This is a genomic window from Aeromonas sp. Marseille-Q5825 (assembly GCF_946892685.1).
Lineage (GTDB): Bacteria > Pseudomonadota > Gammaproteobacteria > Enterobacterales > Aeromonadaceae > Aeromonas > Aeromonas rivipollensis.
The window spans coordinates 53,409-65,707 of record NZ_CAMPOU010000005.1 but is presented as its reverse complement, the minus strand read 5'-3'; the positions used below and the strand labels follow the sequence as shown (position 1 = coordinate 65,707).

The window sequence follows — 12,299 nt, the reverse complement described above, 5'->3', positions numbered from 1 at the left end:
GGGGCGAGATGAAGAGCGACGGTATGATCGAACGGCTGAAAGCCTTGGCGCTGGCGGGGCGTATCCGCCAGCTGGATCTGCAATTTGCCAAACTGGTGGCCGATCTGGGCGGCAGCCCCGAGCTGGTACTGGGGGCGGCGCTCGCCTGCTTCGAGCTGGGGCGCGGCCATGTCTGCCTGCCGCTGGAAATGCTCGCTGCCGGATCCCTGCGCCCCTTCGGGCTGGATCCCCAGCAGAGCCGGGATCTGCTGGGGGATCTGGCGGATCCTGCGAGCTGGCCCGCCCTCTTTGCGGCAAGTCCGCTGGTTGGCTCTGAACAGCATGAGGGGGAGGCCCCCCGCTGGCCGCTGCGGCTCTGGCACGGGCGCCTCTACCTCACCCGCTACCACGATTTTGAGCTGGGGGTGGCTCGCCATCTGCGCGCGTTAAGTGAACGCGCCGAATGGCCCGAGATAGCCCCGGCCCTGTCGCGCCTCTTTGCCCGCGACCACGGTCTGGTGTTCGGGGCGCTGCTCAAGGCCCGCCTCGCCCCCGACTTCTCGGCCCGCCACTTCGTCGAGAAGTATCTGGATCTGGTGTTCCCCAATGAAGTGGATTGGCCCGCCATAGAGGCGCTGCTGACCAGCGCCCAGGCGGCGAGCGATCTTGGCAAGCTGGATACCCTGGTGCCCGAGTCGCTCTGCTGCAATGGCCAGAAGCTGGCGGCAGCCACGGCGGCGGCGCGCCCCTTTGCAGTCATCTCAGGCGGCCCCGGCACCGGCAAGACCACCACTGTCGCCAAGCTCCTGGCCATCCTGGTGGAGACAGGCCTGCAAGCAGGCAAGGCCCCGGCGATCCGGCTGGTGGCCCCCACCGGCAAGGCGGCGGCGCGCCTCACCGAGAGTATAGGCTCCGCCCTGCAGGCGCTGGACTTGCCCCCGGAGTGGGCCCAGGCCATCCCCACAGAGGCGGGCACCCTGCACCGGCTGCTCGGGGTGATCCCGGGGCGCAGCCAGTTCCGCCACCACGCGGGCAACCCGCTGCACCTCGACTTGCTGGTGGTGGATGAGGCCTCCATGGTCGACCTGCCGATGATGGCGCGCCTGCTCGATGCGTTGCCGAGCCACGCCCGCCTGATCCTGCTCGGCGACAAGGATCAGCTCGCCTCGGTGGAGGCGGGGGCTGTGCTCGGGGATATCTGCAGTTTTATCGAACAGGGCATCAGCCCAGCGCAAGCGGATTGGCTCTCCCGCCAGACCGGCTACCACCTGCAGGGTTCGCCTGCCGGTGCACCGGTGCGCGACAGCCTCTGTTTGCTTTCCAAGAGCTGGCGCTTCGATCAGCATTCCGGCATAGGCCAGCTGGCGCGGGCCTGCAACGACGGCGATGCCGCCGCGGTGGAATCGGTCTGGAGTGCGGGATTCAAGGACATCAGCCTGCACCCCTGGGCGGGAGAGGCCTACGAGGCCCTGATTGCCCAGGGGGTGGCCGGCTACGGCAGCTATCTGAAGGCGGCCCGCGCCGGAGAAGAGGCGTCTGCCGTGTTCAAGGCGTTCAACGGCTTCCAGATCCTCTGCGCCCTGCGGGACGGCCCCTTCGGGGTGCTGGGGCTTAACGAGCGGCTCGAACTGGCCCTGTCTCGGGCCGGGCTGATTGCCCGGGATGGCGACTGGTATGCGGGCCGCCCCGTGATGGTGGTGCGCAACGACCACGGCATCGGCCTCTACAACGGCGATATGGGGCTCTGCCTGCCCGATGAAACCGGCCGCCTCAAGGTGTGGTTCGAGCAGCCGGACGGCAGCCTGCGCGCGCTCTTGCCAAGCCGCTTGCCGCCTCACGAGACGGTCTACGCCATGACCATCCACAAATCCCAGGGCTCCGAGTTTGCCCATACCGTGCTGGTGCTGCCCGACAGCCCCAGCCCATTGCTGACCCGCGAGCTGGTCTATACCGGCATCACTCGGGCCAAGGCGCGCCTCGATCTCTACGGCGATCGCGCCCTGCTGGCACAGGCGGTGCGGAAGAAGACCGAGCGTTATTCCGGATTGGCGGAGAGGTTGGGGGAGTGATGAATTGGGGGGCGGTAAAGAGATTGATCGCCGTTCAATTGCGCTTGAATAACTTAAGCTGCCATTAAATTAATTCATAGGATAAATATCATATATGAAGTATGAGAAGACCTTAAAATCTCTTTGTCAGACACCTAAACTAACTGAAGAACAGATTAAGTTGATTTTCAAAAAACGGGATTCGGTTGATGTGGAAGTAACAAAGAAAAATTTAGGTCGAGATGGGTTTGACATTCAAACTGATGAAGGCAGATGTTATGTAACAGAACGGCCAATATCAGATTTGAACAAGAAGTGGGGCAGGGTAACAGCGCTTCAGGAACGAATGCTTAACTTGTTAATACCAGTTCCACTTTTTATTGGAGAAGGCACAATTGTAAGAGATATAGGTCGCATTAATAAAACTGATGATCCATATAAATCAGCTAGTGAATGGCTGCATGAAAACTTCACGCCTGATGTTTATGCAGCATACTTCAATAAGTATTTCTCTGTAAGTGACTCATTAGCAGACTATAAGACAATAATATTTGAAGCCATCGAAGCCCATCATATGGGGTTGGACCACATAGCTATCATGTCTCTTTTCCCTGTTTTTGAAGCTGGGTTGAGGAATATTCAGGTCAGTATCCTCAATCAAGGGATAAATACTGTCAGTACAGCAGAGTTTGAAAAAGGTCTTAAAGAGTTAATAATGCAACGGGGTAGGAATTACATGTCGCCATATATCTGGCATCCAGGGAAAGGTTATAACAGCGAGGTAGAAATAGACTTTCTAACACATGTTAATCCCCAATGCGATGTAATAAATGCATTTAGAATATTCTTCTCATCAGTTTTATATAAGCCAAGTGGTTCAGATAGAACACTGAACGGTTTTAATAGACATTTGATTGTTCATCTTTTGAAAAATGACTTTCACGAACCATCAAATTTTCCAAGGATAATTTTGGCACTAACACATATCATGTTTATTGAAAGTCTTCAAAATGAAAAAGTGCCATTTTTCTGGCCTGGAATAGATCAGGTTGATATGGAGCTTGGGAGTTATTTACGTAAATTAACAGATGCCATTTTCATATCTCGAAGGAAATTACTGGGCTCACAAACTACATGTGCATATTGATTCGACAAATGACACATTTATTTCATCCCGAATGTTGGGCTTCGCAGGCTCAGCACCAACCTACCGATTGCGTAGGTTGTGGCTGAGCGTAGCGAAGCCCAACGTTTATTGCATCATCTCTTTTTTCCTTCCCCTCATCCCCGGCCCTTCTCCCGCAAGGGGAGAAGGGAGATTTGACTCCCTTTGAGTTGGTTTGCACCACAGGTTTATCGGATATTTGTAGGTTCGATTAGCGAAGCGTAATCGGACGATCGCGTAATCAAGCATCATGCAATCGAATATTGCATCATCGAAAATTCGTGCAATCCGCCACTCCCGAACTTTTCCCGATTGCCAACGCTATATCCTCGATGTCGGATGATCCCCTCTCCCTTTGGGAGAGGGCAGGGTGAGGGACGGGTAGGGTGCAATGAACGAAGTGAATTGCACCGCTGCTATTTATCTGTCAAAAGGTTTAATGCGCTTCGCTTTTTACACCCTACCTACACGCGACAGGATCTTATTGATTGCGACTCGAATTTAAAACCATCGATCTGGATCGGGATTACGAATACTGTTTGTTGGCGCGCAGGGATGCCTATTTTTGCAGCTTTCATACCCATAATGGCTTTGCCGACTTTATCTGCGGCTATCGGGAGCGGATCCATGAAAGGTTGGGGCAAGCGCAATGGCATTACATCCATGTCTGGGTGGGTGAACAACTGGTGGGTCAGCTGGAATTTCGCAGCTTTTCCGATGAGCCCGAGACCGGCTATGTGCAGCTTATCTATCTGTTTCCCGAGTATCGTGGCACCAGCTTGGCCGCCGAGTTGCAGGCGTATATCCGCCAGCAGTTGCTGGGGGCGGGCTGCAAATGGGCGTTGCTATCCGTTAGTCGTACCAATTTGCGGGCGCTGAACCATTACCGGCGTTCGGGCTGGACATTTTTGCGTTCCAATCCAAAACACGAAGAGACGGATTTTTATCGACTTGAACTGGCAAAATAAGCTCTGCTATTGGGTTTCGCTGGCTCAGCACCAACCTACCGATTGGGTGGGTTGTGGTTGAGCGAAGCGAAGCCCAACGTTTACTGCGTAATCTCTTTTTTCCGCCCCCTCATCCCCAGCCCTTTTCCTCCTTTTTTAATAAACGGGAGAGGGGAGCAATGCCGTTACCGCTGTCCGATTACGCTTCGCTAATCGAACTTACGAGAGGGCCAGGGTGAGGGGAGCATTCAGGCATTAGAGGGTCAATTCCAGCCGGTTGCCTTCGGGATCCAGGAAGGTGCTCTCGTAATAGCCGTCGCCGGTCCAGCGGGGGCCGTCCAGGTGTTTGACCTCGGCGCCCTTGAGCAGCTTGAGACGTGCCGTCATCTGGTCCACCGCCTCCGCGCTGCCGAGGGAGAAGGCAATATGAGCCAGCCCCTGCAGCGGGTATGGTTGTGGGGAGTGCGGGCCGAGATCTGCCGGAAACAGGTTGGGGCTGTGCATCAGCTCCAGACTGGCGCCCCCCTCGAAGCGCACGAAGTAGGACGAGAACTGTTTGGTCGGGTTGTGGTAGCGCTCATTGGCCTGCCCGCCAAACAGGGTGCAGTAGAATGCCTTGAGTGCCTCCAGATCCTGTGCCCAGATGGCGACGTGATGTATGTGCATGGCTTGTCTCCTGTGACTCTATGCCCTTGATGTTATGCTCTGGCCTAATCCTTCGACATGGCTGAGCCCGTCCTGATGATGTCTGAAACTGCCAACCCCGATCTCATCGATATCTCCCCCGACTGCCGCGAGCAGATCTGCTGTGACAGCCTGCTGCCCGCCCTTGTACAGGAGCGGGTCTGGCTGGCGGGCTATTCCCGCCTGCGCACCCGCTATCGCATCGAGCGCCGCCTGGGGGAGGTGCACTGCTTCCTGCTCACCCTGGGGGGCGAGGGAGAGGTGCGGCTGGAGGATGGCTTCGTGCGGCTGCCGGTGGGGGAGTGGGCCCTGATCCCGGCGGGGGAGCCGCTCTGCTATCGGTTGCCAGAGACGCAGTTACCGGAGACGGGACTAGCAGAGACGCAGTTGCCAGCGCCGGAGCAGCAACAGCCGACGGCAAAGGGCGGCTGGGATCTGGTGTGGCTGCTGCTGCACAAGGACTCCCCCTGGGATGCCTTCGCCAGTCGCCCTCGTCTGGGGTGCACCTCCCAGCAGGGAACCCTGCTGCGCACCTTGGAGAACCTCTATGCGGAGCAGGAGCGCCATCAGGACCCGCTGCTCAGCGCGCTGCTGGTGGAGCAGCTCGGTTTTTATCTGCGCCGCCTGCTGCAAAAGGGGGAGGGGCAGAGTCGCGGCGAGCGGCTGGCCCTGCGCCTCGAATTGATGCTCAAAGATTCCCTGGCCGAGTGCTGGGACATCAATCGCATGGCCGCCGCCCTGCACCTCTCGGAGCGCCAGCTCCATCGGCTCTGTCAGCAGCACTTCGCGCTGGCCCCCATGGCGCTGCTGCAACGGCTGCGCTTGCAGCGGGCGGCGCTCCTGCTGGCGAGCCGGGCCGACTCGGTGAAGCTGCTGGCCGCCCAGTGCGGCTTCAAGAACGAATACCACTTCTCCACCGCCTTCAAGCGCCAGCACGGGCTGGCCCCGAGCCACTATCGCCAACTGCATCACCCCGCCTTCAAGGGGCGCTGAGGGCACCCCAAAAAAGAGCGGGGCCCGAGGTGTCCCCCGGGCCCCGTAAGCAGCAGTCTGTGTCAGCTGCTGGATTTGATGCTGACGAACTCGGGATAGGCATCGACGCCGCACTCGTGGACATCCACGCCCAGCATCTCTTCCTCTTCGCTGACCCTCAGGCCCATGGTGGCCTTGAGCAGGCTCCAGACGATGAGGGAGACGGCAAAGACCCAGCCGAAGATGATGGCGGCCCCCAGCAACTGGGCGCCGAAGGTGGCGCTTGCGTTGGAGAAGGGCACCACCATCAGGCCGAACAGGCCGCAGACCCCGTGTACCGAGATGGCGCCGACCGGGTCATCTATTTTCAGGCGATCGAAAGCGACTATGGCGTAGACCACCAGGGCTCCGGCCAGGGCGCCGATCAGGCTGGCGAACAGCGGGCTGGGGGAGGCCGGATCGGCTGTGATGGCGACCAGACCGCCGAGGGCACCGTTGAGGATCATGGTGAGATCCGCCTTGCCCCAGGTGAGCTTGCTGACCAGCAGGGCGCCGACCACACCGGCGGCTGCGGCGGCATTGGTGTTGACGAAGACGGTGCCGATGGCGGTGGCGTCAGCGGCGCTGGAGAGCGCCAGCTGGGAGCCGCCGTTGAAGCCGAACCAGCCCATCCAGAGGATCAGGGTGCCCAGGGTCGCCAGCGGCAGGTTGGAGCCGGGGATGGGATGGATCTCCCCCTGCTTGCCATATTTGCCACGACGGGGGCCGAGCAGCAGCACAGCGGCCAGGGCCGCGGCGGCGCCCGCCATGTGGACTATGCCTGAGCCCGCGAAGTCGGAGAAGCCCGCCTCTTTCAGGAAGCCGCCGCCCCAGCTCCAGTAGCCCTCTATGGGGTAGATGAAGCCTGTCATCACCACGCAGAACAGGAGGAAGGACCAGAGCTTCATCCGCTCGGCCACCGCCCCCGAGATGATGGAGGTGGCGGTCGCCACGAAGACCACCTGGAAGAAGAAGTCGGCGTGCAGTGAGTGGCCGGCATCCTCGGCCTGGCTGCCCATCAGGCTGCCAAAGCTCGGCAACCAGCCGCCGGCGCCGTTGTCCACGTACATGATGTTGTAGCCGACCAGCAGGTACATGACGCAGGCGATGGCGTAGAGCAGGATGTTCTTGGTCAGGATCTCTGTGGTGTTCTTGGCGCGGACCAGGCCCGCCTCCAGCATGGCGAACCCGGCGGCCATCCACATGACCAGCACGCCGGAGATCAGCAGGTAGAAGGTATCGAGCGCATAGCGCAGCTCGCTGACGGATGTGATCAACTCTTCCATGTCGTGTTCCTCGGTTCCAGTCGTATCAAAGGGCGTCTGCGTCTGTCTCGCCGGTGCGGATGCGCACGGCGGCCAGCAGGTCGCAGACGAAGATCTTGCCGTCACCTATCTTGCCGGTGTGGGCAGCCTGGCTGATGGCTTCGATGATGGGCTCGACGTTGTCGGCCTGGGTGGCGATCTCCAGCTTCACCTTGGGCAGGAAATCCACCTGGTATTCGGCGCCCCGATAGAGCTCGGTGTGCCCCTTCTGGCGGCCAAACCCCTTGACCTCGGAGACCGTCAGCCCCTCTACGCCGAGGGTGGCGAGGGCTTCGCGAACGTCATCGAGTTTGAACGGCTTGATGATGGCAGTGATTAACTTCATGCAATGTCCCCAATCCTTGGTGGTTCACCAAGACAAAGGCAAATATTGCGCCAAGAATTTTTCCCTATTTATTCAATGATTTATTTAATCACTGCCCGAAGGAGTGACGAGAGGTGCCCCATTTGGGCAGGGCTGCGCCAAGGGGGTGCACCACCCTGGTGCAAGGGGGTGGGCAGACAAAAGCGGGAAGGCGTGACGGCGCTCAAGACTGGCGGCAGGCCCTGCTGCTACTGTTATTCAGGGGAGCCTGGGGGCGGCCGATAACCTTGTCATGACAGGGATTGCAGGCAGGCAGTCGCCATCGGGTAGCCCGGCAGGCGGCCGCATTTTTCAATGATGTTCAACCGCTGGACTCGAGTCACCCGCAGTGGCGCGGGGGAGCAGAACAAGGATGGTTTCCATGCTGCAGGACAATGACACTATCAGGATCCAGGATCTCAATGAGGCCGCGGTACACGGCATTCTGGAGGTCATCAGCGACGGGATCTGGGACTGGAATGCCAACACCGGCTTCGTCTATCGCAATCCGGGCTGGTATCAGATGCTGGGCTATGAGCCGCACACCCTCGACAACACGGTATTCACCTGGGAAAACCTGATCCACCCGGACGATCTGGCGCGGGTGATGGCCCGCTTCGATGCCTATCTGAGCGGCCAGTCTCCAGACTACAGGGCCGAGTACCGCTGTCGCTGTCGCAACGGGGACTTCATCTGGATAGAGGATTGTGGCCGCATCATAGCGCGCAACCCGGATGGCTCAGTGGCCAGGATGATAGGGGCGCACCGGGACATTCATGCCCAGCGGGAGCTCTATGCCCGGCTGGAGCTGCACAATCGCTCCCTGGAGCAGCAGGTGGCGGAGCGCACCGCCGAGCTGGAGCGGCTCAACCTGGCGCTCCAGCATCAGGTGGAGGAGAACCGCCGCCTGGCGGAGACGGATTCCCTGACCGGGGCCGCCAGCCGCTATCGGCTGGAGCAGGCCGTCCGGCTGGAGTATGAGCGCGCCCGGCGCTTCAAGGAGCCCTTCGCCGTGATCGCCATGGACGTGGACGACTTCAAGCAGATCAACGATCGCCACGGCCACGGGGTGGGGGATCAGACCCTGATCGACATAGTGTGCCTGACCCGCGGCTCCATCCGCGAGATCGATCTGCTGGCCCGCTGGGGAGGTGACGAGTTCATGCTGGTGCTGCCCAACACCCGGCTGGCTGAGGCCCATGTGGTGGCCGAAAAGCTGCGACAGCGACTGGGCTATGCCAGGGTCAAGGGGGTGGAGCCCATCACCCTGAGCTTCGGTCTGGTGGAGTCCATGCCGGACGAACCCCTGAACCAGTTGATGGCGAGGGTGGACAGGGCGCTCTACCGGGCCAAGCTGGCGGGCAAGGATCAGCTCTCTGGCTAGGGGGCCGCTATCCGTCCCCGGCCGCCCTGTCCAGCCTCTAGTCCCTCTTCCCCCCCGAATGCGGCTTGACCTTGGGATCATCTTGACTCCAATCGAGCTCACTGGTCTGATGCGCGCTCTTTCATTCCTGTGAGATGTATCTTAATGAAAAAGTGCCTTCTGATTGCCCTGACCGCCCTGCCCCTGGTTGCCCACGCCGGCCTGATGGATTCCCTGACCGATTCCGTGACCAGCAGCGTCACCAGCACCGCCAAAGAGATGGCCGGTACTGCCGTGGACAGCGCCTCCAACGAAGCGATCAAAACGGCCCTGGATATCAAGGAAGGCGGCTCCAACAAGCAGGCCATCAAGGACAAGCTGGGCGCCCCGGCCAGCACCAAGACCGAAGCCGGTCTGGAAGTGTGGACCTATGACCTGAGCGCCCTGAACAAGGTATCTCCCATGCTGGCAGAGACCTCCAAGACCCTGTTCAAGGATACCGAAGCCGCTCAGAAGAGCGTCGTCATCAAGTTCGAAGGCGAAACCGTCAAGACCCTGAACCTGGCCGACAAAGCCAAGGCCTGAGTCTGAACGACGTGCATGAAAAAGGGGCCCGCGGGCCCCTTTTTGCTGGCTGGCGTTTGCCATCACACCTTGAAGCGGCGCACCAGGGCCAGCAGCTGGCGGTTGGAGCCGAGCAGCGACGCCGCGCTCTGCTCGGTCTGGCTGCCGTTTTGCACCAGCAGGTTCAGCATGTCGCGAATGCTCACCATGTTGCGGTTGATCTCCTCGGTCACCCGGCTCTGCTCCTCGGCGGCGGTGGCGATCTGGCTGCTGAGATCGTGGATCTGCACCACAGAGTCGGCCATGCTGTCGAGCCCGCCTGTGACCTGACCCGTGGTGTCGGCTGCGGCCTGGCAGCTGCGCTTGGTCTGCTCCATGGCGACCACGGCCTCGGCCACCCCCTGGGTGAGGCGCGACAGCATGCTGCCCACCTCGGCTGTGCTGTTCTGGGTGCGGGCCGCCAGGGCGCGCACCTCGTCGGCCACCACGGCGAAGCCACGCCCCTGCTCCCCGGCCCGGGCCGCCTCGATGGCGGCGTTGAGTGCCAGCAGGTTGGTCTGGGCGGCGATGCCGCCTATCACCCCGAGCACGCTGCCGATCTGCTTGGCATCCTCCTGCATCTCCAGCACCTTGGCGGCGGCGAGATCCACCTCATCGATCAGGGCCACCACGCTGGCGGAGGCCGAGCCCACCACCTTGCGTGAATTGGCGGCCTGGCCATTGGCGGCCTCGGTGAAGCTTGCCGAGTCGCTGGCGTGCTGGGCCACGCTGTCGGCGGTGGAGCTGAGCTCGGTGAGGGCGGTGACCACCTGATCCGTCTCGCTGGCGTGTTCCCCCAGGATCCGTCGGGCCTGACCCGTCTGCTGATCGAGCTGTGCCAGCTCCCGGGTGATGAGGTCGGTGGCGTCCGTCACCTGCACCATCATCTGCTGCAGGTAGGCGATGAAGCGGTTCACCGACAGGGCTATGTTGTCCAGCTCGTCATGACCCTTCACCTGGATACGGGCCGTCAGGTCCGCATCGCCGGCGCTGAGGGCATCTATGTTGAGCTTGAGGGTCTGCAGCCGGCTGCCGAGCTGGCTGATGGCCAGCACCATGAGCACGAACAGCAGCCCCACCAGGGGCAGCTGGATCGCAGCCAGTGTGGCGAGCACGTCCCGGCTGTCCTGGGTCAGGATGCGGGTCGGCAGGGCGGTGGCGAGCAGCCAGGGGGTGCCTTCTATGGCCTCCATCAGCAGGGTCTGCTCCTCCCCCTGATCCTGGAAGGTGGTGCGCAGCAAGCCCTTGCTCGCGTCCTGGCCGAGCAGGCCGGCGATGGCCCCGGCGAAGGGGTAGTCGGCGTGGGCGGAGAGATTGCCGAGCACCACATCGCCGCCGAGGCGGGCGTTCTTGCTCAGGATCTTGCCGTTAGCCTCGACTATCATCACCTGGCCACCGATCTCCTGCTCCTTCCTGGCCACCAGTTCGTTGAAGAACCCCAGAGTCACGTCTATGGTCGACACCCCGTAGAGGGCGCCGTCCCGGTAGATCCCCATGGCGCAGTTGGTTCTCGGCTGCTGGCTGGCGCCATCCTTGTAGGCGGCGGCCCAGACGCACATGCCGCGGGGAGCCTGCTGCCCCGCCTTGTGCCAGGGTTGCTCGAAGTAGTTCGGCGCCTCGGCCGAGTTCCAGTAGGTGTTGGGGATGAGGGCGTTGGCCGCGTCCCTGTGATAGAAGGTGCTGAACTTGGCGCGGCCCGCCTCGCGTTTCTCCGGCAGGGGCCAGATGCCGCCGCCGAAGACCATGGCGTTGCCGTATTGATCGATGAGGGCGGGCAGCAGGGCGTCTATCTGCTCGCTCGGCAGCTGGGCCACCAGCTGGGTGATGCTACGGGACTGGCTCTGCACTCCGTTGAGCTGGTCGCGGATGTCGGTGGCTATCTCGCTGACCCGCAGCGCCACATTCTGCTCACCGGCCTTCTGCAGCGCCGGCTTGATCCAGAGCTGGATGCCGATCACCGTCAGGGCGCACACCAGCGCCATGAACCCCAGGAAGACGGCGGTATAACGCCCCTTGATTGTGCCCAGATTCCATCCCATAACGACTCCTGTCCACTGTGGCCGGGGCCTTGCCCGATCCTGTTATTTGAGCCGCCATTATTAGCTATTTCGAAAATAAAACGTTTGTTATCGCTCACATATCCCGGTGCAGGGAGGCAGAAAAGTGGCGTCATGGCGGCGTCAGCCGCAGGGCAGGGCAGTTGAGCGGACACGAAAAAAACAGGGTGGCCATGGCCACCCTGTCGTTATCTTGCTTGCTGGTTTGCGTCGATTTACTGGTTCGCTTCTGCGAACTGCTTCATCGCCTCGACTTACTGATTTGCTTCTGCGAACTGCTTCATCACCTCTGCGTGCTTGATCATGCCGTCGGCACGCAGGCCGAGGTTTTTCACGAACTCCGCCTTCTTGGCCGGATCTTCAATCTTGTCGTAGCGCTGTTGCAGGTGAGCCTGGATCTGTTCCGGGGTCATGTTCTTCATGCGGGCCATCTTGTCGTGGCGACCGCCGTGGTGCTTGCCGCCCATCATGCCGGAACCGTCCATGGGGCAACCGGCCGCCGTGGCCTGGGTCGGCTGGGCGGTGGAGACAGCCTCGCTGGCGGCATAGGCGCCGAGCGGCAGGCCGAGGATCAGGGTGGCGGTCAGCAGGGTCTTGGTCAGCTTTTTCATGGGTAACTCCTGTCGGATGAATACGGGTAGAGGCTGTTTCGCCTTGGTATCCAGTAAACACCGTGGAAGTGTCTGAATTTTGCCAGTTGAAGCCTATTTTGTAGCAGAGTGTGGCATCTTGGCGCTCTGGCACACTTTGACACAACCCGCCCGATTGATTCTC

11 protein-coding genes are annotated in these 12,299 nt (G+C 60.7%); 6 read left to right on the top strand and 5 right to left on the bottom strand.

What is annotated here, in order from left to right:
* Positions 1-8 precede the first annotated feature (8 nt).
* From recD to OC537_RS14695, 3 genes are all read left to right on the top strand, one after another.
* The gene (gene recD, locus OC537_RS14705; protein ID WP_262112341.1) at positions 9-2,048 is read left to right on the top strand and encodes an exodeoxyribonuclease V subunit alpha; all 2,040 of its coding nucleotides are present in this window, start codon (positions 9-11) and stop codon (positions 2,046-2,048) included.
* A gap of 94 nt (positions 2,049-2,142) precedes the next feature.
* A complete protein-coding gene (locus tag OC537_RS14700) occupies positions 2,143-3,174 on the top strand; it encodes a hypothetical protein (protein ID WP_234676139.1) in 1,032 nt (343 codons plus the stop codon).
* Positions 3,175-3,680: 506 nt separating this feature from the next.
* Positions 3,681-4,160, top strand: coding sequence for a GNAT family N-acetyltransferase (locus tag OC537_RS14695; protein ID WP_234676137.1), 480 nt, complete (start codon positions 3,681-3,683; stop codon positions 4,158-4,160).
* A 234-nt stretch (positions 4,161-4,394) separates the two neighbouring features.
* Here OC537_RS14695 and OC537_RS14690 read toward each other — a convergent pair whose 3' ends face one another.
* Complete coding sequence (locus tag OC537_RS14690; protein WP_262112335.1) at positions 4,395-4,805, bottom strand: VOC family protein; 411 nt, start codon at positions 4,803-4,805, stop codon at positions 4,395-4,397.
* Positions 4,806-4,880: 75 nt separating this feature from the next.
* Between OC537_RS14690 and OC537_RS14685 the strand changes: the two genes are divergently transcribed.
* Positions 4,881-5,816 (top strand): helix-turn-helix transcriptional regulator, encoded by a 936-nt coding sequence (locus OC537_RS14685; RefSeq protein ID WP_262112333.1) that lies wholly within the window; start codon positions 4,881-4,883, stop codon positions 5,814-5,816.
* 62 nt (positions 5,817-5,878) lie between these two features.
* Here OC537_RS14685 and OC537_RS14680 read toward each other — a convergent pair whose 3' ends face one another.
* Both OC537_RS14680 and glnK read right to left on the bottom strand, forming a co-directional pair.
* Positions 5,879-7,120 (bottom strand): ammonium transporter, encoded by a 1,242-nt coding sequence (locus tag OC537_RS14680; protein WP_262112331.1) that lies wholly within the window; start codon positions 7,118-7,120, stop codon positions 5,879-5,881.
* A 25-nt stretch (positions 7,121-7,145) separates the two neighbouring features.
* Positions 7,146-7,484: a P-II family nitrogen regulator gene (gene glnK, locus OC537_RS14675; protein WP_025328566.1), complete on the bottom strand. Its 339-nt coding sequence runs from the start codon at positions 7,482-7,484 to the stop codon at positions 7,146-7,148.
* A 400-nt stretch (positions 7,485-7,884) separates the two neighbouring features.
* Here glnK and OC537_RS14670 point away from each other — a divergent pair, with 400 nt between their 5' ends.
* Both OC537_RS14670 and OC537_RS14665 read left to right on the top strand, forming a co-directional pair.
* Positions 7,885-8,886: a sensor domain-containing diguanylate cyclase gene (locus OC537_RS14670; RefSeq protein ID WP_262112329.1), complete on the top strand. Its 1,002-nt coding sequence runs from the start codon at positions 7,885-7,887 to the stop codon at positions 8,884-8,886.
* Between the two features lie 144 nt (positions 8,887-9,030).
* On the top strand, positions 9,031-9,450 hold the full coding sequence (locus OC537_RS14665; protein ID WP_106885607.1) for a hypothetical protein: 420 nt from the start codon (positions 9,031-9,033) through the stop codon (positions 9,448-9,450).
* A gap of 62 nt (positions 9,451-9,512) precedes the next feature.
* On the opposite strand, the gene OC537_RS14660 is transcribed toward OC537_RS14665, so the two are convergent.
* Positions 9,513-11,507 carry a methyl-accepting chemotaxis protein gene (locus OC537_RS14660; protein ID WP_262112327.1) on the bottom strand — a complete coding sequence of 665 codons (1,995 nt, stop codon included), beginning with the start codon at positions 11,505-11,507 and terminating at the stop codon, positions 9,513-9,515.
* A 272-nt stretch (positions 11,508-11,779) separates the two neighbouring features.
* Entirely contained in the window at positions 11,780-12,136 is a 357-nt protein-coding gene (locus OC537_RS14655) for a hypothetical protein (protein WP_106885609.1), read from the bottom strand.
* Positions 12,137-12,299: the final 163 nt, after the last annotated feature.

Excerpts from the sequence above, each read along its gene's own strand:
- OC537_RS14690 (WP_262112335.1), bottom strand. The coding sequence starts at position 4,805 with ATGCACATACATCACGTCGCCATCTGGGCACAGGATCTGGAGGCACTC.
- OC537_RS14700 (WP_234676139.1), top strand. The coding sequence starts at position 2,143 with ATGAAGTATGAGAAGACCTTAAAATCTCTTTGTCAGACACCTAAACTA.
- OC537_RS14680 (WP_262112331.1), bottom strand. The coding sequence starts at position 7,120 with ATGGAAGAGTTGATCACATCCGTCAGCGAGCTGCGCTATGCGCTCGAT.
- OC537_RS14685 (WP_262112333.1), top strand. The coding sequence starts at position 4,881 with ATGATGTCTGAAACTGCCAACCCCGATCTCATCGATATCTCCCCCGAC.
- recD (WP_262112341.1), top strand. The coding sequence starts at position 9 with ATGAAGAGCGACGGTATGATCGAACGGCTGAAAGCCTTGGCGCTGGCG.
- OC537_RS14655 (WP_106885609.1), bottom strand. The coding sequence starts at position 12,136 with ATGAAAAAGCTGACCAAGACCCTGCTGACCGCCACCCTGATCCTCGGC.
- glnK (WP_025328566.1), bottom strand. The coding sequence starts at position 7,484 with ATGAAGTTAATCACTGCCATCATCAAGCCGTTCAAACTCGATGACGTT.
- OC537_RS14660 (WP_262112327.1), bottom strand. The coding sequence starts at position 11,507 with ATGGGATGGAATCTGGGCACAATCAAGGGGCGTTATACCGCCGTCTTC.
- OC537_RS14670 (WP_262112329.1), top strand. The coding sequence starts at position 7,885 with ATGCTGCAGGACAATGACACTATCAGGATCCAGGATCTCAATGAGGCC.
- OC537_RS14665 (WP_106885607.1), top strand. The coding sequence starts at position 9,031 with ATGAAAAAGTGCCTTCTGATTGCCCTGACCGCCCTGCCCCTGGTTGCC.